This is a genomic window from Thermoleptolyngbya sp. M55_K2018_002, from assembly GCF_015295965.1.
GTDB lineage: Bacteria > Cyanobacteriota > Cyanobacteriia > Elainellales > Elainellaceae > Thermoleptolyngbya > Thermoleptolyngbya sichuanensis.
Window position 1 is genome coordinate 1 of the sequence record NZ_DVEA01000239.1, and the last position, 24,430, is coordinate 24,430.

Below are 24,430 nucleotides of genomic sequence, written 5' to 3' on the forward strand. Positions count from 1 at the left end.
TCGCCCCTAGTCCTGCGGCTCCCTCGTCAAATCGCTACTATGTAGTGGTGGACTTCAGCGGCGATCGCAGCCTAGAGCAAGCCCGCGAAGTGGTCGGCGATGCCTGGGTTCGCAACTTCGACAATGGGGCGAAAATTCAGCTTGGCGTATTTGGCGATGCCGCTAGCGCCCGCGACCTGGCCGCCTCGCTCCAACAGCAGGGACTCCCCGCCCAAGTCTACCAACCCTAAGCCTATCAGCCCTGATCTAATCGCGTCCCATCCAAATCCCCACACGGCATGGCCAAGCCTGATCTGAGATCGCGCCTCTTCCTCTCTCACTTTGCCGTGATGCTGGTGGGTTTGGTAACGCTGACGGTGATTGGCAAGGTGTCGTCACCCCGCTTTTTTGTAGTCTATCTCCAGCACATCGAAGGGCGCGTCATCAGCATTCGCACCCTGCGAACCGAGCTAGTGCGCGGCTTCGAGTTTGCCTGGAGCCGGGGCGCACTCTGGTCAATGGCGCTGGGAGCCAGTGCAGCCGGAGCGCTCAGCTATCTGGTGGCCAAGCGGATTGTGCAGCCGCTAATCCAGATGGAAGAGATTACGCAGAAATTTGCCGCCGGAGAACTCGACAAGCGGGTTCCCGCCAGCGAAATCCCAGAACTCAACCAGCTTGCTGCCAGCTTTAACCGAATGGCGGCTGACCTCCAGGGGGTCGAGCAGCGCCGCCGCGACCTAGTGACCGACCTGACCCATGAACTGCGAACGCCGCTGACGGTGCTGGAGGGCTATCTGGAAGGACTGGCAGACGGAACCATCGCCCCGACTCCAGAGGTTTATGAACTGCTGGGCAAAGAAACGGTCCGAATGCGCCGTCTGGTCAATGATTTGCAAGAACTGTCCAAGATTGAAACGGGCTACTTGCCCATCGACGCGCAGCAGATGGATCTGTATCCGCTGCTGACCTCAGTGGTGCAGCGATTTTCTGACCAGCTTTTGACCGGCGACGGCCCGCTGATCAGCCTGGAATATCCGCCGGAAACGCCGCTGGTGTTGGCCGATGCTGGCCGGGTCGAGCAGATTCTCGTCAACCTGCTGAGCAACGCGCTACGCTACACGCCCGTCGGCAAAATTACGCTCCAAGTCTGGCATACCGAAACCCACGCCTGGATTGCCGTGAGCGATACGGGACAGGGCATCGCGCCCGAAGACCTGCCCCACGTCTTTGAGCGGTTTTGGCGGGCCGATCGCTCCCGCAATCGCCACTCTGGAGGTACGGGACTGGGGCTGGCCATTTCCCAGCGGTTGGTGCAGCTTCAGGGGGGCGAGATCGAGGTGGAAAGCGAAGTGGGCAAGGGCAGCACGTTCCGATTTTCGCTCCCGCTTGCCTGAGCCGAGTCCTAAGCTGAGTCGGGCTGGAAAATCCCAATTCAAAAATCACCATCAGCCCCAATCCCGCACCAGCTCGCCGCTACTGAGCTTGTCCCAGATTAGGGTTTGCACCATTTCCATCTCTTCTGGACTCACAATGTGGTCATGATTGATGATCTGCTGAATTCGGTCTTGTTCGTCTGCGGTTAGCACGCCATCGGCGATCGCCCCTTCAATCACGGCCTTGAGGTGATCCAGATTTGCCAAATCTTCGCGGGTCAGCGGTTTTGCGTTCGGACGCTCGACTTTCATCAGAACTTACCTCGTGAGGATGCAAGGTGTAGCTTCACCCTATCAGTGGGATCACAGCCGCCCCACGTTTCACCAAATCTTTTAATGACCTCAAAACTGACGCAGTGGCGATCAGCCTTCTGGATTTTGGGCGATTCCTCGCAGGCGCAGCCGCCAGAAATCGGGCAACTGCATCAGTCATAAACCGCTCGCTGTGGGAACAAAAGCTCACAGTTCGGCAAGGGCGCGATCGCCCCAAGTCCGGGTGCAATTTGCGTTCCCCTTAACAGCCACAAACCTGCCGGATGTCGAAGCGGGCAGGAGTAGAGTATTATCAGCCTTGGAACGTCACGTTTTTAAGATTGGCTTTAGATTTTGCCAACGGGCGTTTTTAATGCGCTCGAATGCTTCGACAGAGTATGTTCCAGGCATGGGGCGATCGCCCTCTGGCAACATAGCATTCAGGAAGCGCAGTCTTAACGTCTTAACAAAGAGAAGAGAGCGCCGTTTGTTTACAGCCTGCGGATGTGTCATGGAAGAACCGGTTATCAGCTTTGATCAGGTCTACAAGTCCTACCCGATGTATCACCACATCCGGGGGGTCAAAAACCTGATGTTCAACTTTCCCCGCAACCTGAAGGCTCTCCGCAGGCAGCAGTTTGAAGCGCTGAACAACATTAGCTTTGAGGTCTATCGCGGCGAAAAGTTTGGCATTGTAGGCTATAACGGCGCAGGGAAAAGTACCACCCTGGGGCTAATTGCGGGCGTGCTGAAGCCCAGCAGCGGGCGCGTGGTGGTGCGCGGGCGCATTTCGCCGCTGCTGGCGCTGGGCACGGGCTTTCACCCAGAGCTAACGGGCCGCGAAAATATCTTGCTCAATGGCGTGCTGCTGGGGCTGACCCGCCGCGAGGTGAAAGCAAGACTAGAGGAAATTATCGACTTTTCAGAACTGGGCGAATTTATTGAACGGCCAATTCGCACCTACTCCACGGGCATGATGGCGCGGCTGGGCTTTTCGGTGGTGGCACACCTCGACCCAGAGATTTTGCTGATTGACGAGGTGCTGGGCGTGGGCGACATCCGGTTTCAGCAAAAGTGCGTTAATAAAATGGCGGAGTTTCGCGACAGCGGCGTGACGATTGTGCTGGTGAGCCACTCCATGACGAGCGTTTCGGAAATTTGCGATCGCGCTCTGTGGATTCAAGACCACCATGTGAAAATGATCGGCAGCGCCACCGAGGTCGCCGAAGCCTATACCGCCGCCGCCCAGCTTGACATCGCCGCCGCAGGAAAACGCATCAATCGCCGCAAGCTTTCAGAAAAGGTCAGCGGGCCGCTGTTCTAGCCTGGCCGGGTTTTGGCGGGTCTGGTTTTGGCTAGTCTGGTTTCGGCTGGACTCGTTTTAGCCTGGTACGGTTCGCCTGGTATAGTTTTACCGTAATGCGGCGGCCGGGCGATCGCTCTGGAAAGCTCTGGGGAACTGGGGAACAATGAGACATTTTCCTGCTCAATACGACTTGCAGCCCGACGACACGCTCTATTTCTGCCACATTCCCAAAACGGCAGGGATGACGTTTCGGACGATTCTGGAAGATTACTTCGCCTGCGAGGAGATTTGCCCAGCCACGCTGTCCAACCAGATTGCCGACTACACACCCGAGCAACTGCGCGAATATCGCCTATTTCGCGGGCATTTGGGCTTTGTCAACATTCCAGGGCTGCTGGCAGGCAAAAACCTGATCAAGGTAACCGTACTGCGTGAACCCGTGTCGCGGGTGATTTCGCACTACGAATACATCCGCCGCACGCCGGATGACCCCTATTACGAATCCGTCAGCCAGATGTCGCTGGAGGAGTTCGCCACGGGCGAAGGGCCAGGGCGCGTGGGGAAAAACGTGCAGGTGTACCACATTGCGCGGCTGCTGCAATACGACATTGGCAGCCTGGAGCCAGAAGAGGCGCTGTCGCTGGCGCAAAAAAGCCTGAATCTGTGCGCTTTTGCTGGAATTCTAGAGCGCTTTCAAGAGTCGCTGTTTCTGCTGTCCTACATTTTTGGCTGGAAGCCAATTGTCAACAGCCGTCGCGAAAATGTCGCCAAGTCCAAAACGCCCCTGAGCGAGATTCCGCCGGAGGCGCTGGCGCGGATTCGGGAAGCCATGTCGCTGGATCGGGCGCTATATGACGATGGCTGCGAGATTTTCCAGCAGCGGTTTGACGAAATGCAGCAAGATCTGGTGCAGCGCTATGGCGATCGCCTCGCTCTGGATGCGCCGCCACCGGGTCAAGTGCTGGAGTTTGCCACGCTGCAACAACTGCTGGAATGGCACTCCCAAGACCGCTACCGGACGCAAAACCCGCCCCCTTCGGAGGTGTCGGTTTACAACTTTTGTCAGCCGCTACGAGGGCTGGGATGGCAGCGGCGCGACTGTGCCCAGAACCGGCCCAACGCCGCCCATCGCTGGACGGGCCCCGTCACCACGTCAACGCTGGATTTGCCTATTGCTTCCACGCCGACCGATTATCGAGTCGAGTTTCAGGTAACTCAAGTCTGGGCCACCGAACCGGAGGTGCTGAATAGCCTGAAATGTCTGGTCAATGGGCATCCCAGCGAGCTGGCGATCGCCTATAGCAGCGACACCACGCGGCTCTATCAGGCGCAAATTCCGGCAGATTGGCTACCGCCGGATCGACTGTTTGCAGAACTCACGCTTCAGGTGGACCGAGTTGCGCCAATCAACCACAAGAATCCCGACCCCAAAGATAAACGGCTGGTAGGCGTGGCGCTGAGCTATGTGCAACTGTTTCCGGCTGCGCGAGAAGCAGAATTCAGCCTGCTGCGATCGCTCTTGCGGGATGCCCTAACCACCGCAACCATCGACTTTGTGCGCGATCGCCTCAAGCCTCAAGAGCAGATCGCCGCGCCGCCCCAGTTTCGGCTACCGTTTTCGGGCCAGGTAGAAGGATATGCAGACTTTTTGCGATCGCCCGGTCGCTATCAATGGCTCGTGTTGCACAAAGGCATGGCGCTACCTGTGGAGGCACTGCTGTTTCAACTTGCCCGCTGCGGCTTTCGCCCAGTGTTTGCCAATGAGGTGTACGTGGTCTTTGTCCGCCGCCGTCCAGACGTGCCCTCGCTATCCTATTTCACGCCCGATGTTCGGCATCTCTACGTCGGCCGCTATCTCAACCGCCTCCGCAAAAGGGGTGCCAGCTTGAAGCGATCCTAATGCAAGCAATCTGGGTTATCGTAGCCCCGTCGTCACGGCTAAGCCTGGGGCTAGTCACCCACTCACTGAGAAGAATATTGGATTTGGGCGATCGCACTAGACGCAAAGCGACCCAGCAGTTTACTATAGAAGACTGTGAGTTTTTGCAAAGAGCCAGAGAGCCATGAAAGCCCAGGAGATCATCCGCTCCATTGAGTCGGAACAGTTGAAGACCGATCTGCCCGTCATCCACGTCGGCGATACGGTCAAGGTCGGAGTTGTGATTCAAGAAGGTGGCAAGGAGCGGGTTCAGCCCTATGAGGGCACCGTGATCGCCATGCGGAATGGCGGCATCAATGAAACCATCACGGTTCGCCGAATTTTTCAGGGTGTTGGGGTAGAGCGGGTGTTTCTGCTCCACTCGCCCCGCGTCGCCAGCATCAAGGTGCTGCGCCGAGGCAAGGCCCGCCGCGCCAAGCTCTACTATCTGCGCGATCGCGTGGGCAAGGCAACCCGTCTGAAGCAGCGCTTCGATCGCCCGCTCTAGGTGTGGTTTCTCAGGGGCGATCGCTCAGCAATCTTCAACACTGGGCTAGGCTGGGCGATCGCAACCTGATAGACTTGGATAAACAGGCTTTGCTAGTTGTAGTAAATCCTGTCAAAAACCTACAGCTTTGCGCTCTTAGTTCAGTTGGTAGAACGCAGGTCTCCAAAACCTGATGTCGGGGGTTCGAGTCCTCCAGGGCGCGTTTTCAAATATTCATCCAGTCGCCTCCGCTCGGCGCAGCGCTCTGGGCTTTTTAGGGTTTTGGCTTGTCGGGCGGCATTCCCAGGGCGATTGGCAGCAACATCCGGCTGAGAATGCGGCCGTCTTCAAGCTGATACAGGTTCAGTTCGCTGCCCATCTGCTGCATGAGGGCCTGGCAGATTTCCAGGTGCAGCCCAGGTGGGGTGTCGAGGATGGAGGGCGCTAGCAGATCTTCGGGGCGGCCCGTTTGCAGTTCTTCAAGCAGTCGCGGTTCGATGATGCCGTTGTCGGTGATGGACAGTTCCAGCCAGCGGGCATCCAGCGGGCGACACCATACGTCGAGGCGGCTGCCCGCGGGCGATCGCAAGCAGGCATTGGTCAACACTTCGTGCAGCACGAGCTCCAGCTTGGTCAGGTCGCCGCCGATATTCAGGCTGCTTTCCTCGTTGTGAACCTGGTGCCAGAGTTGGCGCTGGCGAATCAACGGCTCGACGCGCTCCATTGCCCGCTTGAGCAGCGAGGCCAGGGGGGTCGTCTCGTATTCGCTGTGGAGTTGCCACTGCTCGTTTTTCAGCACTGGGGCGATCGCCGACAGCAGACCCCCCAGTTGCCGCACGACCTGCTGATAGCGGTTGTTGGCCAGGGGGTCTTTTTGGTTGCTGAGTTCGTTGAGCCGTTTCACCCCAATGCCCAGCGCCCGGTAGATCTCTTCCAGTTGCCGATGCTTATACCAGTTGATTTGCTCTAGATCGCGCTGTCGCAGGGTGAGGGCTTCCGACAGGATAAGGTAGCGCCGCGACCAGGCTAGCTGGCTAACGAGGGTGCCAAAGGCGTTGAGCTGACGCTCGTGCCAGTAGCGATCCAGGTGATCCGCCACGATGACCATGCCGCCCGGTTCATGCTCAGGCGTGGTTCGCAGCGCCATGACCAGAATTTGCCCAATGTCGCTGCCGTTGAGCCAGCGGCGCGTTTCGGCATCGATGTCGTCGATGGTGAGCGGGAGGAGTCCGTCGGTGTGCTTGGCCCATTGCACGAGGGAGTCAGAATGGAGGGCGATCGCCGCATCCAGGTGAATCGAAAAGCGAGCATTGCCGACCACAGCGGAGGTGATGTATCCCAGATTGCGGCCCGGCTGCCAAGTGATCAGCGCCGCCAGGGGAACCTCAAGAATTTGGGCAATTTGCTGCATGGCTGAGCGCTCCAGCGTTTCCAGGGTGTGGATTTGCTGGAGGGTGGTCATGCCCCACTGAATCGTCTGGTTGATCTTTTGCTGCTGCTCGGTCTGCCGCTGGAGTTGCCACTGGTGCAGGATTACGCCGATTTGCTGGCTGGCGACGCGCAGCACGGCCCGTTCGGCGCGGTTCCAGGTGCGGGGCAGGTCGTGACCCAAGACCACCAGCCCTTCGAGCGATCGCCCGATCGCCGTATGACACACCACGACTGATTGCAACCCCGCATCCAGAAAAGCCTGCCGCCAAGCCATCAGCTTCAGGTCTTCCGTCAGGTTTTCAATGCCGACAGGGTCGGTGCTGCGCTCCAGCATTTGCCAATCGACCTGGTTGAGCGCGTCTAGCCAGGGGGGCAAATTGCGTCGCTGCGACCCATGACTTTGATAGACCACCTCAAAGCCCTCTTGGTCGGAACTGTAAAGCAGCACCGCAAAGGTTTCGGCCCGCAGCCGTTGGCTCAGCAAGTCGGAGGCCCGCTTCAGGGTTTGGTTCCAGTCGTAGTCGCTAAAGATGGCGGTGGACAGTTCAGCCGTGAGCGCCTGATCCAGCTTCACCTGCTGAATGGTTTCCTCCATGCCCTCCAGGGGCGCAGTCAGGGCGATCAGTTGGGCCGCGCCGCGCACGTAGCTCTTTTCCTCGTCTGACCAGATGCGGGGTTCGCTGCCCTCGACGGCCAAAAAGCCGTGTAGCTCGTTGTGCAGCAGGATGGGAGCCACCAAGAGCGATCGCGCCTGAATCTGCTGCATCAGTCGCCCCGTCACTTCTGCCTTGAGCGAACTATGGGCCTCGCCCACCGACACCAGTTGATCCGCCGCCAACGCCTGATAAAAGCTGTTCACTTCCTGGGCAGTAAAACCCGTGATGGCTTGTCCGCTGCCGTAGCCGTTGCCATCGCGGCTGCTGGCCCGCAGCCAAAAGTAGCGTCGCTCGGTCTCAAACCAGTAGACATTGGTGCGCGTAGGGGCGACAAAGCGCTGGGTTTCGTCCACCACTGCCGCCAGGCGAGCGGAGAGATCTGGGAGCGATCGCAGCTTGCCCAACAGCGCCAAGAGCGGCTCGGCGGGGCGCTTGGTCTGCTGCCGCTGTCGCTCTGCTTCAAGCTGAAAAAGCGACGATGCCAGCGCCCCAAAGACCATCGACAGTCGAGTTCGCTCGTCGGCATGGGGCGACACCCCCCAGAGAAACGACCCCAAAATTACCACGCCCAAGCATTGATCCCGATGCCGTAAGGGAAAGATGGACGCTCCCTGGATCGCATACTTTTGGGCCAGCTTGCGCCACTCGCCTGCCCGCATCTCTTCGCGCAGATCCGGCACGCCCATTGGCCGCTGCTGAATCACCACCTGCTCCATTAAATCGCCCGGATTTAGCCCAAACTGCTGCCGTAGGGGGCCGGTGTCACCATTGGGCACGCGCCCACCCCGCCCGCGCAGACAGTGCCCCACCCGGTCATAGGAGGCAATCCAGATGAGCGAATAGTCGCATTCTTCCTCGACATAGGCGATCGCCGTTTCTACCAGCACATCTTCAGTTTCCTCCTCACGCAGAGCCTGAAGAGTTTGCTTTAGAGTCGCCAGTTGTTTTTCAGGGTTTGACGGCTTTTTGGAAGAACCCATGTCAGCGTGACGATCGTGCGCGGGTAATAACTATCTGGGAAGAACCTTGGGAAGAGTCTTGGGAAGAGTCCTGGGAAAAGTCTACAGAGACATCTACAGGGAACAATCTGCGAAAAGCCTGGGTAGTCCGGGTAGATAGGTGGCTAGCGCAAAACCGCTGTAGGGCAGAGCGATTGGACAGGCTAGGGCGATCGCTCTAGCGTGAAATAGCCTGGTACAAATCTAAGAACACCCTCTTTCCACATCAAGCCCACATCAAGCCTATATCAAGCCCACAATTGGCCTTTGGGGGCTAGCTTGGGCAACCCGATGCGCTGAACCGACTCATTGTATCGACTGAAAACCCAATTGGCGCGGCACCCCGAAATCCCAACGACACCCTGCTGCTGAGTGCCAGTTTAAGTCTAATGACAGCTTAAATCTAGCGAGAGTGCCGAAAGCTGTCTGTTGGGACAGAACGTTTTATAAGCTGCATCTGGACGGAGATAGCCTAGGCATTGTTTTGTAGCTTTCTAGGTCGTTGATTGCCCTGAGTCGATCCCCCTAAATCCCCCTTAACAAGGGGGACTTTAGACTTTTTAGGTCGTTGATTGCCCTGAGTCGATCCCCCTAAATCCCACTTCAAAAGGGGGACTCCCGGAGCGGTTTGACCCGGTTCCCCCCTTGTTAAGGGGGGCTAGGGGAGATCAAAGGGTTTTAAAACATGCCCTAGCGGTCAAACCCCAGGCATGGATGTCGAGCGAGTGTGTCGAATGGGCAGGGGGCGGGGTCTGGTTTTTGGGATAGCGCGGGCCGCCCCCATAAATCCTCTGGGCTAAACATGCCCTAATCTACAAAACCGATGACGCTCCCTGACGAGATCTAGAATGCCCCGTCAGCGGGCAAGTCTATCTGGGAATGCCCAAATACGGTTTGGCCTTGCTCAACGGGGGAGGTGTTTATCCCACAGGGCAAGCAGGGCCAAGGTTCGGAGAGGTGCGCGTGGAACCACCGGCAAACCGCAGCGTTGACGAGGGCCGCAGCGGCTTAGCGGCTTCATCATGCAGCAGATTTGGGCAAATTTGATAGGACGGATTTGATGAGGCAGATTTGATGGAGCAGATTGAGACGGATTAATTGAACGGATTAATACTGAATCACACGGGGCAGTTCCTTTGCCTGAGCGACCCAATTGGCAACGAGGACGGCTTCGGGCAATAGCTTGACGATATTCTGTTCTTCGTTCAAGCGGACAATTTGCTGATGCAGGTTTTCGGGGTTTCGCTGGGCCAGTTCGGGCACGGTGTCTACGCCCGCCAGTTCTAGCAGGTCGGCATATTCTCGCCCGATGCCTTTGATGCGATACAGATCTGCCAGGTTGAGCCAGCGCAGCAGATCGGCTTCGGGCAATCCGGTTGCTTGCGCCAACTGCTTGCGCCCGCTGGGGGTTGCGCCTTTTTCTAGCAGGGCTTCGGTGGTTTCGATGCCGGCGGCTTGCAGGGCTTTGGCGGCCGCATCGTCAATGCCTTTGATGACGGTTACATTATTAACTTTCATTTGTAAGGCGATTTAGGGTTAGCTAGATGGGAGAGTCTAAATATTGGGCGATCGCCATTCTGCTGTCATCCCAACCAGCCAGCTGCTTGAGACAGCGGTCAGAACTGCATCCGCATGGCAAAGCCCCAGCCCCTAATATCCGCTGTTAGCTGCGTCCCTGTAGGTAATCCGGGTGACATCCGGCATCGGGGAGAGGAATCTGATTTAGGGCAACACGGGCGACCTGAACCCTTACCGCATCGGCCGCCTAAAAATTGCCCCTAAAAATTGCCCCTAAAAATTGCCGTAGTGGGCGATCGCCCCCGTCAGCCGTTCCAGTACCTCTGCCACGGGTAATGCCCCGAGTTCACCGGAGGCGCGGGTGCGGATGCTGAGGGATTGGGTTTCCATCTCCTTGGCTCCGATCACCGCCATCACGGGGATTTTGTCCTTTTCGGCATTGCGGATCATCTTGCCCAGGCGTTCGCCGCTGGTGTCGAGTTCGGCGCGGATGGAGCGCGATCGCATCTGCTCCACCACCGACTGGGCGAAGGGCACTTGCTCCTCCGTCACGCACATCAGGCGCACCTGCACCGGAGCCAGCCACAGCGGAAAGTCGCCCGCGTATTCTTCGATCAGGATGCCAATCAGTCGCTCCAGCGACCCAAACGGCGCACGGTGAATCATCACCGGACGCTTGCGAGAGCCATCCTCCGCGACATATTCCAAATCAAACCGCTCCGGCAGGTTATAGTCCACCTGCACCGTGCCTAGTTGCCACTCGCGGTCGAGCGCATCCTGGAAGATGAAGTCTAGCTTTGGTCCATAGAACGCCGCTTCGCCAATGCCCAGGAAGTGATCCATACCCAGCGTTTCCACTGCGCGGCGAATCGCACCCTCGGCCTTGTCCCAGACCTCATCGGAGCCGATGTATTTATCCTGTTCTGGATCGCGGAAGCTGAGGCGGGCGCGGAAGTTCTTAAGCTGGAGGCTCTTGAACACATTCAGGATCAGGTCTACCACGTTGAGGAATTCCTGATCGAGCTGCTCCGGAGTGACGAACAGGTGCGAATCGTCTACCGTGAAGCCGCGCACGCGGGTCAAGCCGCCCAGTTCGCCCGACTGCTCGTAGCGATAGACCGTGCCGAATTCTGCCAGCCGCATGGGCAGTTCTCGATAGGAGCGCAGTTGGCTCTTGTAAATCTGGATGTGGAAGGGGCAGTTCATCGGCTTTAGCACAAAGCCCTCTTCGTCCTGACGGGCTTCGTCATCGTCCGCCATCATGGGGAACATGTCTTCTTTGTACTTTTGCCAGTGCCCGGAGGTTTTGAACAGGTCGATGCGGGCGATGTGGGGCGTGACGACGGGCAGGTAGCCGCGCTTGATTTGCTCCTGCTTGAGGAAGTCTTCGAGGAGCGATCGCAGCAGAGTTCCCTTCGGAGTCCACAGGGGCAGCCCCGGCCCCACGATGTCGGTGAAGATGAACAGTCCCAGTTCTTTGCCCAGCTTGCGGTGGTCGCGGCGCAGGGCTTCTTCTTTGCGGCGGTGATATTCCGCGAGTTGTTCTGGCGTTTCCCAGGCGGTGCCGTAGATGCGCTGGAGTTGGGCTTTGGTTTCATCGCCGCGCCAATAGGCTCCGGCCACGCTTTCTAGGGCGATCGCATCTGGATTCAGCTCAGCGGTCGATTCCACATGGGGCCCGGCGCACAGATCCCACCACTGGTCGCCCAGATGGTAAATCGTAATCGGTTCCTTCAAATCCGCCAGAATTTCTAGCTTATAGGGTTCGCCCAGTGCTTTGATGCGGCGCTCGGCCTCTTCCCGCGAGACCTCTTCGCGAACCACGGGCAGCTTGCGATTGATGATTTTGGTCATCTCTTTTTTGATGGCCTTCAGATCCTTTTCGGTAAAGGGTTCTGGGCTATCAAAGTCGTAGTAAAAGCCGTTCTCGATCCAGGGCCCAATGGTGACTTGGGCTTTGGGAAAGAGCTTCTGCACGGCCATCGCCATCACATGGGAAGTCGTGTGCCGAATCTTCTTGAGCGTTTCCGATTCGCTGGTGCGCGGCAGATAAATCTTTTGGGCGGATTCGTCTTCGGGTTGTGCAGAAGGAACGGCGTTCGACATGGATTGGCTGACGGTTTGAGTAAAAAAGCAGGAATGGAATGAACGCTTTCTATCTTACACGCGAGGCTGGCTGACCGAGGTTCTGCCGCAGTTCTAAGGCTGGGCGGAATCGGGGCGATCGCCTCCCTTGCTGCTTTCGAGATCAGCTTCCCAAGCCATCGCGACTTCCAAACCCGTCGCTACCCGCCACCGCCAGCATCGAGGGTCTGCCCCAAATAGCCATAGATGCCCAGCAATATCAGCAGAAACGCCCCGTAGCCCAGGATCGTGCTGCGGAGAGGCGGCCCAATCGGTTGCCGCGCCGCGACCCAGCCCAGCCAGCCAAGCCACAGGGCAACTGGCACACTGACCCAGAGAAAAATTTGACCCAGCAGCTTTTTGGCGCGATCTAGCTCGGTCAAAAATCCGTCTGGAAAGCCCAATCCCTGCCCATCAAGGTAAATCATCCCCGACAGCGCGAGAACCAGAAACGCACAGAGAAAAGCAGCGACCCGGTTGCTGGCTGAGGACTGTCTCATGGGCGATCGCCCTTTGCATTCATTTGAATGATTTGAATGATTAGATACGCGATAAGCAGAGATGCATCAAGCAGCGCACTCTACGAATTACTGGAAGATTGGTGCTGCGCGATGTATGCGTTGATGGCATCAACTGCCTCTCGCAGCGTTACGTTTGTCTCTTCTTTGTAGAGCCGAATTGCTTCAACTTTACGTTTGGGATCAAGCGCAATTTGTTTGATTCGCTCGGAAAGCTGAAACGGAGTGTCGATTTCCAGGCGATCGAGAATCAGATCCAGGCAAAGCTCCAGGCGTTTGGTGCGCCGATCGATCCGCTTGACGGTGGAATCCAAATCAAAAAACAGACCGACAACAACGAATGCAAACGCGAAGCTGGTGATTAGCTCTAGGGTGGTCATAGCGCTGGTTTGACTGAGTGACCTTGACTTGTTAAACCCGGAATTTCAGAGTTCGCAAAGATTCCACCGATAGCTACAAAACCATGACTTAATATTCCAAAAACACCATATCGAAACTGTCAGGAATCGGGTGAGCCAATCCGGGCACCGGACGAGACGACGGCTCCTCCTGTTCGCGCAAAGACTCAACGCGGGTTTCCAGGCTGTCGATTTGGGTGTCTAGAGCAGAGAGGCGATCGCCAATTTGCTGACGGCGTGCGTCTAGCGACTGAAGCTCTTGCTGGAGCCGTTTCTTTTCGACCGATAGTTTATACAAATCCAGAAACGCGGCGGCTTCGGTTTTGGGGCGGGGCATCGTGCTGATTTTAGGGCGAATTGCACCAGGGGTGGAGCGAGGACGCATAGGAATCACCGAGTGTGAATGGCTTGTGGGGTGTCTTTTGAAAGACTCCTGCTTAGTGTGCCCAGTCTGGTGCGGCGCTATCAGGGAACAGGCACAGCAACAGAGCGATCGCCCCATCTCATCCCTCCACACACCCCAAGAACCCTCCCTCTTCCCTCTTCCCTCTTCCCTCTTCGTTCTTCCCTCTTCCCTCTTCGTTCTTCCCTCTTCCCTCTTCCCTCTTCGTTCTTCGTTCTTCCCTCTTCGTTCTTCCCTCCTCCCCCTCCTGAGAACTGTAAACCTCCAAGTCCCAAAGCTTTACATTGGATAAACATTTGCAGCATCGTGCTTGGGGCTACAGTTTGCCCGCACCGCCTGCCAAAGAATTGGTAGATCAGTAGATCAGAACTTGTGACTAAAGGCTGTTCTGGGCTGTTTTCGAGACTGGTTTTTGAGTTTGTTTTTCGAGACGTTGGAACGCAGCGGGCAATCGCCTGTTCAGGCATAAACCATCAACCCTTGCGTCCCGCTGACAGAGCGTATGGCTGACAATCAGGAATTCATGAAACCAAGAATTATCGTTTGTGGTCTGGGTCGAGCGGGGTACAAGATCTTTTGCCTGCTAAAGCAGCAGGGTGCGGCGGTGGTGGGGATCAACAGTCGCCCGCTGGCTCAGGCAGAGCATGGCGGGGCAGACATCATCGTGGGCGACATGCGATCGGCGGCAATCTTGCTAGAGGCGGGGGTGCAAGAGGCCCATACGCTGGTGCTGGCCAGCAGCGACGACGCGCAAAATCTGGCCGTGCTGACGCAGGCGCGGGTGCTAAATCCCCGCATTCGCATTATCAACCGCTTGTTTAATACCAGCCTGGGCGATCGCCTCGACCACACGCTGCCCGATCACGTCAGCATGAGCGTGGCGGCGCTGGCGGCTCCGGTGTTTGCTTTTGCGGCAATGGGCAGCCGGGCGATCGGTCAACTGCGCTTGTTTGATCAGGTCTGGCCCATGCGGGAAGAATTTATCGACGAAACCCATCCTTGGCTGGGGCGGCCGCTGAGCGAACTCTGGGAAGACCGCTCGCGGATGCTGATCTATTACCTGCCAGAAAATAGCCGCATGGATCTGGTGTCGGGGGTGGTGCATGGGCAACTGCTGCAATGGGGCGATCGCCTGATTGTGGCCACCAAGCCCGAAGCCCAGGTTAGCGGGCGATCGCTCAGCGAAACGCTGCTGGTTTGGGGCAACCACCTGCGCCAGTTTCAGCAGCATGTCCGCCCGACGGTAATGGCGATTCTGCTCCTGCTCGCGGCTATTCTAGGGGCCACCCTGCTCTACACCGAGCATGTCCGCGCAGATTTCATCGATGCCCTCTACTTTTCGGTGGGCATGATTACGGGGGCAGGCGGCAACGAAGGCGTGGCGGAAGGAGCGCAGCCCGAAATTAAGCTGTTCACCGTGTCGATGATGCTGATCGGTACGGGCGTGGTTGGCATTTGCTACGCCCTGCTGAATGATTTGGTACTGGGGACACGGCTGCGACAGCTTTGGCAATCAGCCCCCATTCCTCGCCGCAACCACTACATCGTCTGCGGGCTGGGCGGCGTGGGCATTCAGACGGTGCGCCAACTCCATGCCAGCGGCGGTCGCGTGGTGGTGATTGAGAAAGATCCGGGCAATCGCTTTTTGAGCGCCGTGCGATCGCTGCGCGTGCCCGTGATTCTTGGCGATGCCAGTCTGGCCTGCACGCTCCAGGATGCCCATATCGCCTCAGCGCGGGCCCTGATTGCTGTCACTAGCGATGACGTAGCCAATCTGGAAATTGCCCTGACGGCCAAAGGGATTGCACCGCGCATTTCCGTCATTGTCCGCAACCAAGACCCGCAGTTTGCGCCGCTAGCAGAGCAGGTGTTTGATTTTGAAGCCGTGCTGAGTCCGGCGGATCTGGCGGCTCCCTCTTTTGCCGCCGCCGCGCTGGGCGGACGCATCCTGGGCAACGGTATGGCCGGCGATAGCCTGTGGGTGGCCCTGGCGACGCTGATCACGCCGGGTCATCCCTTCTGCGATCGCCCCCTCAAGGAAGCCGCGATGGATGTCGATTTTGTGCCGCTGTACCTAGAGGCCGAACGCAAAACCACCCACGGCTGGAACCTGCTGGATGTCACGCTGCAAGCCGGGGACGTGCTTTACCTGACCATGCCTGCTACCCATCTAGAACAACTCTGGCGCACAGTGCCTTCGGAGGTGGGGCTGAGGGGAAGAGCGTAGGAAAGCGGGGATGATGGGATGATGAGAGGTTGAGAAGCCCTCTCGTCTCTGGTCTATCCCGTCTCTGGTTCATCCTGTCTCTGGTTAAAATGCCTTTCCCCCTCACCGACCCCGCCTGGATTGAAACCCGCGATTTCCTGAAGCAACACGCCCACGAACTCGATGCCATCCTTGCGCCAAACGAGTTCATGGAGTTCTTTCCGGGCAACTATCACTACAACATCACCTACCTGCTGCCGCCGTCCCACTTTGACTATGTGGTGATGCACAAGGGCATGGTGGCGGAAATCGAGCCGCCCTTTGCGCTGGAGGTGCTGCGGACGTTTCAGCCGCTCTTTGCGAACGCCGTGTTTGTGGTGTTTGCCAAGCAGCCACCGGACGATGCGCCGAGGGCGGCCGGGGTACATCTCCAGCCCTTGCTGAACCAGCTTGCGGTGGTGGAGGCGCAGCAGCGGGGCCAGGTAAAGCCGATTCGCTATGGCGTGACGATTACCACCTACAACCGACCGGAGAGCCTGGGGCGATCGCTCCCGCAGATCCTCCAGCTAGGAGCGCCCGTGGTGGTGGTGGACGATGCCTCCAGTCCCGAAAACGCCGCCGCCAATCAGCGCATTGCCGACGAGCATCACGTCCCGCTGATCCGCATTCCCGAAAATCGCGGCCTGCCCAACGCCATGAACGTCGGCATCGGCTACTGGCTGGCTGATCCTGCCATTAACTGGATTTCCTACTTCCAGGACGACGTAGACGTGCATCCCGACCTGTTCAAAATTTTGGAAAAAATCCAAGACCCGGTGGAGCGGCCGATTCTGGCGGGGCGCGACGCGCTGGAGCATCCCACCTTTGCCAGAGGCAGCATCGCGGGTTACGAGGTGTTGTTCAAGCGCTCCATGCCAGGGCAACACCTGCACGCCCATCGGGACTATTGGGCCGGGGTCATGCCGATTCCCACGCCATATCTGGGCGCACCCAAGCCGACGGGCGGCAAGCCGGGCCAGGGCGCAGACGAAGACTGGTGGATTACTGCCTGGTCGCCCCATGCCATTCCCAAGCGGGGCAAGTACCTGATCTGCGTGCCGGGGCTGGTGCGGAGCTTCCAGATTACGGAACAAGGCTCGACCTGGGGCAACATCAGCGAGCGACAGGAAGACGGGCAGCCGATTTTGGATGCGGCGCTGAAGGATTTGGCGGTTCCCGCAGTGGCAAAGGCGGATGCAGTGGAACGGGTGGAGCGCGATCGCCCTCCAGAGCCGCCCCTAGCCGAACCCGTCCTAGCGGGTGTGAAAGTTCTCGTTGATGGATATAACCTGCAACTGACCACGGGCACGGGCATCCGCACCTACGCGGTGAACCTGATTCGGGCGCTGACGGTGCTGGGGGCGGATGTGGACGTGCTGCTCAGCCGCAACAGCAACAAAAAAGACCCGATTTTGGACGAGGTGCTGTTTTTTGATGAGCAGGACGTGGGCGGGCGCAAGCTGGTCGAAAACCTGATGCTGGTCAAAGACCTGCTGAAATCTTCTGTGCCGTCGCTCTATCGGGCGTGGCGGCGGGAAGCCGTGGGCGAGGTGGTGCTAAAGCAGGGCAAGTTTACCGAAGATTTCATTCAGCTTGCCCGGTCGTACAATTTGCCGAAGTGCTACAGCGTCGCCAATGCGGCGTTTAACCTGTTTGGACGGTCTACTCAGGTGACGATTCCCGAAAAAATCGACCTGTGGCACGCCACGTTTCCCCTGCCCGTCAGCATTCCCGGCGCAAAGAAAGTCACCACGATTCACGACCTGATTCCGCTGCGCCTGCCCTATACGACGCTGGACAACAAGAAGGATTTCTATAACAAGGTAAAGCGATCGCTCAAGGATTCCACCCTGACCATTGCCGTGTCAGAACACACCAAAAAAGATGTGCTGTCTTACTTTGATGCCGACCCCGACAAGATCGTCGTCACCTACCAGCCTGTGAATATCAAGCCGCTGGATGCAACGCCGGAGGAAATCGGCGACTTCCTGAAGCGCTATCGGCTGGGCTATCAGAACTATCTGCTGTTCGTGGGGGCGATCGAACCCAAGAAGAACGTTGGGCGCTTGCTGGAGGCCTATGCCGCGCTGGAAACTGACCTGCCGCTGGTAATCGTCGGCAAAAAGGCCTGGTCCTTTGAGGACGACCTGGGGCGACTGGATTACCTGTTTGACCCCGGCACAAAGCAGGACGTGCGCCTGCTGGAATATGTCCCCGGCGATGCCCTGCGCTATCTGTATCAGGGGGCGTACTGTTTCGTTTTTCCGTCGCTCTACGAAGGCTTTGGGCTGCCGCCGATCGAGGCGATGACGATGGGCTGTCCGGTGGTCACGTCGAGCGCGTCCTGCCTGCCAGAGGTCTGCGGCCCGGCGGCGCTATACGTGAATCCCTACGATGTGGCAGATATTCAGGCCAAGCTGGAGCAAATTTTGGGCGATCGCCCCCTGCGCGACCAGCTTGCCGAAACCGGGAAACAGGTTGCCCAAAACTTCAGCCTGAAAAACTACCTGAACCGACTTAGCGCCGCCTACCTGAGGGCGATCGGCTAAGGCACGTCCTGTTGTGAACGATTCCGGCACAGCGACTTGAAATGACAGGCAAAGGGGTAGGCTAAGGTTTCTTCAAATGACCCGCTCCTCTGCGACTGCCTCCTGGCTACGGATTCGGGATTCGCACCAGCAGCACGGGGCATGGCGCATACACCCGCACATAGTCCGACAGCGACTGCCCCAGCAGCCGATCTAGGTCGGGCAAGCCTTTGGCGATGGTGGGGCGGCGATCGGGCGAACCGAGCATCAGCAGGTCTACATTCAGGTCTTCCGCAAGCTGACAGATGCGCTCGCCGGGTTTGCCTTCGGGGGCGACGGTTTTGTAGGAAATGCCGTATTTTTTGGCTTCGGCGATCGCCGGAATGAGCACCGGATCTTCGTCTGGATTCGCCGAAATTTCACCCGGCTTGAGCTTCATCTCTGGGTTGGTATGCACCAGCACCAGTTGCCCGCCCTTGATGTCGCGCAGGAAGGTAATGGCCAGCTTCAGCGTTTCCTTTGCCGAGTCGGACTTGTCCATTGCCACCATGATGCGGTTGATTTTCTTGACGTAGAGATCATCCCGCACTAGCAGCATTGGCCGCGAAGCTAGCTGAAACACGTACTGGCTGACGGAATTTTCCAGAATCGACTGAATGCGCTTCAGCCCGCGAGATCCCATGATGATCAGATCAGCATCCACTTCATCCGCCACCTTCAGCACTACGTCCTTGGGTTCGCCCTCCCGCAGCACTGCCGTCACCCGCGCCGGGTCGAGCTTCAGATTTTGGATCGCCTGCGACAAAATTCGGCCGCCCTCTTCCCACTTGGCTACCATGTCATCGGAGGTGACCTGCGGTGGGACGACGTGCAGCACGGTCACCGTCGCTGCCTGAAAAATCGGAATGTCCATCAGGCTCTTGAGCATTTCTTCGGTATGCCCAGTGCCGGAATTTGCTAGCAAAATTTTCTCGATCATGCTTGCCTCTTAACAGCTTTTCAGTCAGAACAAGTTAAGTCAGAACGGGTGTTTTAGGGGTGTCTTAAAGAGACTGCTTAGGTCAGTAGACCATTCAAGATCATTCGCAAAACATTCGCAAAACATACGTCGGAACGTTCTCCGAATCATTGCTCCGAATCATTGCTCCGAATCATTCTGAATCATTCTGACGATGCCAGATTGAATGAATCGGCGGGCGATCGCCCCAAAGCCCGAATCCCTTGCAATATCCGTATTCCAGCTTAAAATACGGCGGTCTGGGCTGCGGCGGAAATGATGTAAAAATTGACGTGGCAATTTGGTAAGGGGGCGATTGGGTGGGGCCGGTGGCCAAGACCCGCGGGCGATCGCCCACCTTCTGCGGCCTGCGTATCCTGCTGAACTTGCCGGACAAATTTCCTTCCTCTACTCTGAAGTATCTCGAAGTTCTCTCCATCAGCCCGCTGCCCCCATGCGTACCTTCCCCACGCCTGAAGCCCTCAAACGGTTTCCCTTCGGACTCGCCGATATCGCCGTGATTCTGGGCACGATCGCCCTGCTCGCCTTGATTGGTCGCCTGGGGGCAGACATGATGGTTCGCTTTGCGCCGCCCGAAGTCTCACCCGAAATCGACCTCGACCCGCGCAATTTGCCTTACTATGCCGGGCGCTCGACGCTGCGGATGTTCATCGCGCTGGGGTTCTCCACCCTGTTTACGCTGATCTATGGGTATATTGCTGCCCGCAGCCGCCGCGCCGAGCGGATTATGATCCCGCTGCTGGATATTTTGCAGTCTGTCCCCGTGCTGGGGTTTCTGTCGATTACGGTGACGGGATTTATTGCGCTATTTCCGGGTAGCCTGCTGGGGCTGGAGGCCGCGTCGATTTTCGCCATCTTCACCAGCCAGGTCTGGAACATGACCTTTTCGTTCTACCAATCGCTGCGGACTGTGCCGCAGGAACTAATGGAAGCGGCTCGGCTATACCGACTGTCGGGCTGGCAGCGGTTTACGCGGCTGGAAGTCCCGTCGTCCATGATTGGGCTAGTGTGGAATGCCATGATGAGCTTTGGCGGGGGCTGGTTCTTTGTGGCGGCTAGCGAAGCCATCAGCGTGCTGAATCAGGAATACACGCTGCCAGGGATTGGCTCCTATGTGGAAAAGGCGATCGCCCAGGAGAACCTCTCTGCCTTGGGTTGGGCTATTCTGACCATTGCCATCGTAATTGTGCTGGTCGATCAACTGTTTTGGCGACCGATTGTGGTCTGGTCAGACAAGTTCCGCCTAGAGCAAAGCGCCGCCGCTGCACCACCCACCTCCTGGGTCTACGACCTGCTGCAAGCGGCCCGCATTCCGCGTACGCTGGGTCGGCTGCTGCGCCCGATTGGAGAATCAACCAAGCGGCTGCTGTCTGCCCTCACGCCGCCGCGCACGACCTATCGAGCAAGCGATGGATCGGGTGAAACTGGTGAAAAGGGCGATCGCCTGTTTAATATCATCCTGCTGCTGATCATTGGCGCAATCATCGCCTGGATGCTGCATTTCATCTTTAGAACGGTTGGCCCTGCCGAAGTCCTGAAAACATTCTGGCTGGGACTGCTGACCCTGCTGCGCGTAATGGTGCTGATGGTCATTGCAACCCTGATCTGGACTCCCATCGGCGTAGCGATCGGGTTCAATCCCAAGCTGGCAAGACTCTTGCAGCCCGTCGTGCAGTTCCTCGCGTCTTTCCCTGCAAACTTTATTTTCCCCTTTGCCACCCTTTTCTTTATCCGCACCAACATCAGCATCGAGTGGGGCAGCATTCTGCTGATGGCCCTGGGCGCTCAGTGGTACATCCTGTTCAACTCCATCGCCGGAGCCCAGACAATTCCCACCGACCTGCGGGAAATGGCAGACAACATGGGGCTGCGGGGCTGGCAGCGCTGGAAAAAAGTGATTATTCCGGGCATTTTCTCGGCATGGGTGACGGGCGGAGTCACGGCTAGCGGCGGCGCTTGGAACGCCAGCATCGTGTCCGAGATAGTCTCCTGGGGAGCCAACACCCTGACTGCTACAGGGCTGGGAACCTATATTACCGAAGCCACTACGGCTGGCGACTGGCCCCGCATCACGCTGGGCATTGCCATGATGAGCCTGTTTGTGGTGGGCTTCAACCGCCTATTCTGGCGACGGCTCTACGAGCTAGCCGAAACGAAATATCATCTCTAGAAAATTCTCCTAGGAAATTTCCCTCAAAAATTCCTCTAGAAAATTCCCCTCAAAAAATTCCCCAAAAATTCCCTTATTTCTCCCCCTTAGGAGCGCCCTATGACCCCTGCGACTCGTTTGGACCCTGCCCTGATAGCCGTTGAGCAGGTGAATAAAAGCTTTGCTTCTCCTGAAGGGAAAGGGAGTTTTACGGTTCTCAGCAACATCAACCTTGCGATTTATCCTGGCGAGGTTGTCGCTTTGCTCGGCCGCAGTGGCAGTGGCAAAAGTACGCTGCTGCGAATCATGGCGGGGCTGCTTCCGCCCAGCGAGGGCAGGGTCTACAGCAACGGGCAACCCCTCAAGGGCACAAATACCGATGTGGCGATGGTGTTTCAGAGCTTTGCGCTGTTGCCCTGGCTGACGGTGCAGGAAAACGTTGAACTGGGGCTGGATGCTCAGGGCGTGGAGCTGGCAGAACGACGGCGGCGATCGCTCGAAGCGATTGACCTCGTGGGGCTGGACGGGTTTGAAAGCGCCTATCCTAAGGAGCTATCGGGCGGCATGAAGCAGCGGGTCGGCTTTGCCCGGGCCTTGGTGCTACGGCCCAAAGTGCTGTTTATGGATGAACCGTTTAGCGCCCTCGACGTGCTGACCGCAGAAAACCTCCGAGGCGAAATTGACGACCTTTGGAATGCAGGCCAGTTCCCGTCTCAAAGCATCTTGATCGTCACCCACAACATCGAGGAAGCCGTGTTTCTGGCCGATCGGATTGTGGTGCTGGGTGCGCGGCCCGGCTGCATTCGCGGCATTGTCACGGTCGATCTGCCCCGCTCCCACGATCGCACGCATCCCCGGTTCACCGCCCTGGTGGATTATCTCTACACCGTCATGACCAACCCTGAGTTGCCAGTGACCGGGGAAGTCACTGCTGCGGATGAGGTTTCTGCCGCCGAGGTCAAGGGTGCGGCGGCCAGCAGCGTGCAGCGATCGCCCTACGGCATGAATCTGCCTCACGCCCGCGTCGGCGGCATCAGCGGACTCCTCGAATTGCTGGTGGAAAAGCCCGATGGACAGGAAGACCTGCCCCGCCTGGCCGAGCGCCTGGGGCTGACGGTCGATGATCTGCTGCCCATTCTGGATGCGGCCGTTTTGCTGGGCTTTGCGACGGTCGCTGGCGGAGATGTAGGGCTGACGGAGGCGGGTCGAGACTTTGCCACCACCACCATCCTGCAAAGCAAAGACCTGTTCCGACAGCAGCTTTTGCGCCATGTGCCTGTGTTTGACAGTATTTGCAGCACCCTCCGCGAAAAGCAAAACGGCTCCATGCGGGCAGACTTTTTCCTGGATCTGTGGGACGAACATTTTCCCCACGCCGAGGCAGAGCGCCAGTTTGCGACTGCTGTAGATTGGGGACGCTATGCAGAGCTATTTGAGTATGACGCAGACGAGGAGCGGCTTTATCTGCCAGAGGTGCAGCCTGTGATGTGAGCAAGCTGCCGGAGTGGGACATCCAGGGGCATCCAGGGGCATCCAGAAGCATCCAGAAGCATCTAGAAGCATTCAAAAAGACTGGTCTGGAGACTAGCCTGGAAGGGCGATCGCCCCCGTGCTTACCCATCTCCACCCATCGGGCAGCATCCACTTGGCAAATCGCCCTAATCGCGCTGATAGCATAGAGGAGGCCGCGCCCAGCGCTCGGCCGCTTTCAGAGGACTTTTGATCTGTTTGCAGCCCATCCATGACCGAACTCCCCACCCACGCCATCCAGCCCGCCGTCGCCGCCAGCGATAGCTGGTTCGACTATCCTGTGCGCGTCCAGCCCCACCACACCGACTATGCAGGCGTGGCCTGGCACGGCACCTACATCGCTTGGCTCGAAGAAGCCCGCATCGAGTATCTGCGCTCCATCGGCGTAAACTATGAAGACCTCGTGGCGATTGGCTGCGAACTGCCCGTCGTCGAACTCTCGCTGCGCTATCACCGGGCAATTCAGATGGGCGGAGGGGCGATCGTCCGCACTCGGTTGCAGATGGACGGCGTGCGCCTCAACTGCGACTACCGCATCCAGTCCCCCGATAGCGAAATCCTCTACGCCACAGCCCAGGTTACGCTTGTCGCCGTGGATCGCGAAAAGGGCAAGATCATGCGCGTGCTGCCACCAGCGGTGAAGAGTGCGCTGATGCGACTGGCGAGTCCGTGATTAAGGGTCAGGATGATAAGTTGCTCAACACAGAAAGGGAAAAACCAAAAACGAAACCCCTTCCCTCTTCGTTCTTCCCTCTTCGTTCTTCCCTCTTCCCTCTTAATTCCCCATGTCTGTTATCGTCTTTGGCAGCCTCAATATGGATCTCGTCGCCCGCACGCCGCGTCTGCCCAAGCCGGGTGAAACGCTGACGGGGCACAGGTTTGAAACCGTGCCGGGGGGCAAGGGCGCAAATCAGGCGGTGGCGGTGGCGCGGCTGGGTGTGCCAACGGCGATGGTGGGGCGCGTGGGCGGCGACGGTTTTGGACAGGACTTGCTGCGGGGGTTGCAAGAGAGCGGCGTGACGTGCGATCGCATCTTGATTGACTCCAACACTCACTCTGGCATCGCCATGATCGCCGTTGATGATGCTAGTGAGAACACCATTATTCTGGTTCCCGGCGCAAATGGTCGCGTCGATGAAACGGACGTGGCGCGGCTAACGGAGATTTTGCCCCAGGCGAAGGTGCTGCTGCTGCAACTGGAAATTCCCCTGCCGATGGTGGTTGCCGCAGCCAGGGCCGCCAAATCTGCTGGGGTGACGGTGCTATTCGACCCCGCCCCCGCCCGCACGGATCTGCCTGACGAGCTATTTCCGCTGATCGACCTAATCACGCCCAACCAGGTGGAAACGGGCCAGCTTGTGGGGTTCCCGGTGACCAACCTAGAGTCGGCTCAAAAAGCGGCGGCCGTGCTGCACGAGCGGGGGGTGGGCACGGTTATTAGCAAGCTGGGCAAAGCCGGAGCAGTCTGCATGACGGCGGACGAAACCTTTGAAATTCCCAGCTTTCCGGTGCAGGCTGTGGATACGGTGGCCGCAGGCG

The 24,430-nt window shown here is 58.0% G+C and carries 20 protein-coding genes, 1 tRNA gene and 1 pseudogene; 12 read left to right on the top strand and 10 right to left on the bottom strand.

The window, feature by feature from the left end:
• Together IGS51_RS11775 and IGS51_RS11780 are read left to right on the top strand one after the other, a co-directional pair.
• Positions 1-230: pseudogene (locus IGS51_RS11775) on the top strand (SPOR domain-containing protein); the annotation flags it as partial.
• 48 nt (positions 231-278) lie between these two features.
• Positions 279-1,373, top strand: a complete 1,095-nt coding sequence (locus IGS51_RS11780) for a HAMP domain-containing sensor histidine kinase (RefSeq protein ID WP_297078572.1) — start codon at positions 279-281, stop codon at positions 1,371-1,373.
• Positions 1,374-1,424: 51 nt separating this feature from the next.
• Here the strand turns inward: IGS51_RS11780 and IGS51_RS11785 are convergent, their stop codons facing one another.
• Positions 1,425-1,664, bottom strand: a complete 240-nt coding sequence (locus tag IGS51_RS11785) for a hypothetical protein (protein ID WP_068512565.1) — start codon at positions 1,662-1,664, stop codon at positions 1,425-1,427.
• Positions 1,665-2,175: 511 nt separating this feature from the next.
• Between IGS51_RS11785 and IGS51_RS11790 the strand changes: the two genes are divergently transcribed.
• The gene (locus IGS51_RS11790) at positions 2,176-2,988 is read left to right on the top strand and encodes an ABC transporter ATP-binding protein (RefSeq protein WP_297078573.1); all 813 of its coding nucleotides are present in this window, start codon (positions 2,176-2,178) and stop codon (positions 2,986-2,988) included.
• 31 nt (positions 2,989-3,019) lie between these two features.
• Here IGS51_RS11790 and IGS51_RS11795 read toward each other — a convergent pair whose 3' ends face one another.
• A complete protein-coding gene (locus IGS51_RS11795; protein WP_297078574.1) occupies positions 3,020-3,142 on the bottom strand; it encodes a hypothetical protein in 123 nt (40 codons plus the stop codon).
• Here IGS51_RS11795 and IGS51_RS11800 point away from each other — a divergent pair.
• From IGS51_RS11800 to IGS51_RS11810, 3 genes are all read left to right on the top strand, one after another.
• Positions 3,134-4,870 (top strand): sulfotransferase family 2 domain-containing protein, encoded by a 1,737-nt coding sequence (locus IGS51_RS11800; protein ID WP_297078575.1) that lies wholly within the window; start codon positions 3,134-3,136, stop codon positions 4,868-4,870. The genes IGS51_RS11795 and IGS51_RS11800 overlap by 9 nt on opposite strands.
• 163 nt (positions 4,871-5,033) lie before the next feature.
• Entirely contained in the window at positions 5,034-5,396 is a 363-nt protein-coding gene (rplS, locus tag IGS51_RS11805) for a 50S ribosomal protein L19 (protein ID WP_172354326.1), read from the top strand.
• 129 nt (positions 5,397-5,525) lie between these two features.
• A tRNA-Trp gene (locus IGS51_RS11810) sits at positions 5,526-5,598 on the top strand.
• 51 nt (positions 5,599-5,649) lie between these two features.
• Here the strand turns inward: IGS51_RS11810 and IGS51_RS11815 are convergent.
• From IGS51_RS11815 to IGS51_RS11840, 6 genes are all read right to left on the bottom strand, one after another.
• On the bottom strand, positions 5,650-8,442 hold the full coding sequence (locus IGS51_RS11815) for a GAF domain-containing protein (protein WP_297078576.1): 2,793 nt from the start codon (positions 8,440-8,442) through the stop codon (positions 5,650-5,652).
• 1,125 nt (positions 8,443-9,567) lie between these two features.
• A complete protein-coding gene (locus IGS51_RS11820; protein WP_297078577.1) occupies positions 9,568-9,978 on the bottom strand; it encodes a DUF4332 domain-containing protein in 411 nt (136 codons plus the stop codon).
• Between the two features lie 273 nt (positions 9,979-10,251).
• On the bottom strand, positions 10,252-12,084 hold the full coding sequence (gene thrS / locus IGS51_RS11825) for a threonine--tRNA ligase (protein ID WP_297078578.1): 1,833 nt from the start codon (positions 12,082-12,084) through the stop codon (positions 10,252-10,254).
• Positions 12,085-12,263: 179 nt separating this feature from the next.
• Positions 12,264-12,602: a hypothetical protein gene (locus IGS51_RS11830; RefSeq protein WP_297078579.1), complete on the bottom strand. Its 339-nt coding sequence runs from the start codon at positions 12,600-12,602 to the stop codon at positions 12,264-12,266.
• A gap of 80 nt (positions 12,603-12,682) precedes the next feature.
• Positions 12,683-13,000 carry a hypothetical protein gene (locus IGS51_RS11835; protein WP_172354331.1) on the bottom strand — a complete coding sequence of 106 codons (318 nt, stop codon included), beginning with the start codon at positions 12,998-13,000 and terminating at the stop codon, positions 12,683-12,685.
• 88 nt (positions 13,001-13,088) lie between these two features.
• Complete coding sequence (locus tag IGS51_RS11840) at positions 13,089-13,403, bottom strand: hypothetical protein (RefSeq protein WP_297078580.1); 315 nt, start codon at positions 13,401-13,403, stop codon at positions 13,089-13,091.
• A 541-nt stretch (positions 13,404-13,944) separates the two neighbouring features.
• Between IGS51_RS11840 and IGS51_RS11845 the strand changes: the two genes are divergently transcribed.
• Together IGS51_RS11845 and IGS51_RS11850 are read left to right on the top strand one after the other, a co-directional pair.
• Positions 13,945-15,648, top strand: a complete 1,704-nt coding sequence (locus IGS51_RS11845; protein ID WP_297078581.1) for an NAD-binding protein — start codon at positions 13,945-13,947, stop codon at positions 15,646-15,648.
• Between the two features lie 89 nt (positions 15,649-15,737).
• On the top strand, positions 15,738-18,215 hold the full coding sequence (locus IGS51_RS11850) for a glycosyltransferase (RefSeq protein ID WP_297078582.1): 2,478 nt from the start codon (positions 15,738-15,740) through the stop codon (positions 18,213-18,215).
• Positions 18,216-18,321: 106 nt separating this feature from the next.
• On the opposite strand, the gene IGS51_RS11855 is transcribed toward IGS51_RS11850, so the two are convergent.
• Positions 18,322-19,173: a universal stress protein gene (locus IGS51_RS11855; protein ID WP_297078583.1), complete on the bottom strand. Its 852-nt coding sequence runs from the start codon at positions 19,171-19,173 to the stop codon at positions 18,322-18,324.
• A gap of 472 nt (positions 19,174-19,645) precedes the next feature.
• Here IGS51_RS11855 and IGS51_RS11860 point away from each other — a divergent pair, with 472 nt between their 5' ends.
• Both IGS51_RS11860 and IGS51_RS11865 read left to right on the top strand, forming a co-directional pair.
• Positions 19,646-21,382, top strand: a complete 1,737-nt coding sequence (locus tag IGS51_RS11860) for an ABC transporter permease subunit (protein WP_297078584.1) — start codon at positions 19,646-19,648, stop codon at positions 21,380-21,382.
• A gap of 99 nt (positions 21,383-21,481) precedes the next feature.
• Complete coding sequence (locus IGS51_RS11865; RefSeq protein WP_297078585.1) at positions 21,482-22,852, top strand: nitrate/sulfonate/bicarbonate ABC transporter ATP-binding protein; 1,371 nt, start codon at positions 21,482-21,484, stop codon at positions 22,850-22,852.
• Between the two features lie 93 nt (positions 22,853-22,945).
• On the opposite strand, the gene IGS51_RS11870 is transcribed toward IGS51_RS11865, so the two are convergent.
• On the bottom strand, positions 22,946-23,104 hold the full coding sequence (locus IGS51_RS11870; RefSeq protein WP_297078586.1) for a hypothetical protein: 159 nt from the start codon (positions 23,102-23,104) through the stop codon (positions 22,946-22,948).
• Here IGS51_RS11870 and IGS51_RS11875 point away from each other — a divergent pair.
• Entirely contained in the window at positions 23,103-23,564 is a 462-nt protein-coding gene (locus IGS51_RS11875) for a thioesterase family protein (protein WP_297078587.1), read from the top strand. The genes IGS51_RS11870 and IGS51_RS11875 overlap by 2 nt on opposite strands.
• A gap of 112 nt (positions 23,565-23,676) precedes the next feature.
• A partial coding sequence (locus tag IGS51_RS11880; RefSeq protein ID WP_297078588.1) for a ribokinase occupies positions 23,677-24,430 on the top strand: 754 nt, incomplete at its 3' end.

Excerpts from the sequence above, each read along its gene's own strand:
- IGS51_RS11780 (WP_297078572.1), top strand. The coding sequence starts at position 279 with ATGGCCAAGCCTGATCTGAGATCGCGCCTCTTCCTCTCTCACTTTGCC.
- IGS51_RS11785 (WP_068512565.1), bottom strand. The coding sequence starts at position 1,664 with ATGAAAGTCGAGCGTCCGAACGCAAAACCGCTGACCCGCGAAGATTTG.
- IGS51_RS11790 (WP_297078573.1), top strand. The coding sequence starts at position 2,176 with ATGGAAGAACCGGTTATCAGCTTTGATCAGGTCTACAAGTCCTACCCG.
- IGS51_RS11800 (WP_297078575.1), top strand. The coding sequence starts at position 3,134 with ATGAGACATTTTCCTGCTCAATACGACTTGCAGCCCGACGACACGCTC.
- IGS51_RS11795 (WP_297078574.1), bottom strand. The coding sequence starts at position 3,142 with ATGTCTCATTGTTCCCCAGTTCCCCAGAGCTTTCCAGAGCGATCGCCC.
- rplS (WP_172354326.1), top strand. The coding sequence starts at position 5,034 with ATGAAAGCCCAGGAGATCATCCGCTCCATTGAGTCGGAACAGTTGAAG.
- IGS51_RS11815 (WP_297078576.1), bottom strand. The coding sequence starts at position 8,442 with ATGGGTTCTTCCAAAAAGCCGTCAAACCCTGAAAAACAACTGGCGACT.
- IGS51_RS11820 (WP_297078577.1), bottom strand. The coding sequence starts at position 9,978 with ATGAAAGTTAATAATGTAACCGTCATCAAAGGCATTGACGATGCGGCC.
- thrS (WP_297078578.1), bottom strand. The coding sequence starts at position 12,084 with ATGTCGAACGCCGTTCCTTCTGCACAACCCGAAGACGAATCCGCCCAA.
- IGS51_RS11830 (WP_297078579.1), bottom strand. The coding sequence starts at position 12,602 with ATGAGACAGTCCTCAGCCAGCAACCGGGTCGCTGCTTTTCTCTGTGCG.
- IGS51_RS11835 (WP_172354331.1), bottom strand. The coding sequence starts at position 13,000 with ATGACCACCCTAGAGCTAATCACCAGCTTCGCGTTTGCATTCGTTGTT.
- IGS51_RS11840 (WP_297078580.1), bottom strand. The coding sequence starts at position 13,403 with ATGCGTCCTCGCTCCACCCCTGGTGCAATTCGCCCTAAAATCAGCACG.
- IGS51_RS11845 (WP_297078581.1), top strand. The coding sequence starts at position 13,945 with ATGAAACCAAGAATTATCGTTTGTGGTCTGGGTCGAGCGGGGTACAAG.
- IGS51_RS11850 (WP_297078582.1), top strand. The coding sequence starts at position 15,738 with ATGCCTTTCCCCCTCACCGACCCCGCCTGGATTGAAACCCGCGATTTC.
- IGS51_RS11855 (WP_297078583.1), bottom strand. The coding sequence starts at position 19,173 with ATGATCGAGAAAATTTTGCTAGCAAATTCCGGCACTGGGCATACCGAA.
- IGS51_RS11860 (WP_297078584.1), top strand. The coding sequence starts at position 19,646 with ATGCGTACCTTCCCCACGCCTGAAGCCCTCAAACGGTTTCCCTTCGGA.
- IGS51_RS11865 (WP_297078585.1), top strand. The coding sequence starts at position 21,482 with ATGACCCCTGCGACTCGTTTGGACCCTGCCCTGATAGCCGTTGAGCAG.
- IGS51_RS11875 (WP_297078587.1), top strand. The coding sequence starts at position 23,103 with ATGACCGAACTCCCCACCCACGCCATCCAGCCCGCCGTCGCCGCCAGC.
- IGS51_RS11870 (WP_297078586.1), bottom strand. The coding sequence starts at position 23,104 with ATGGATGGGCTGCAAACAGATCAAAAGTCCTCTGAAAGCGGCCGAGCG.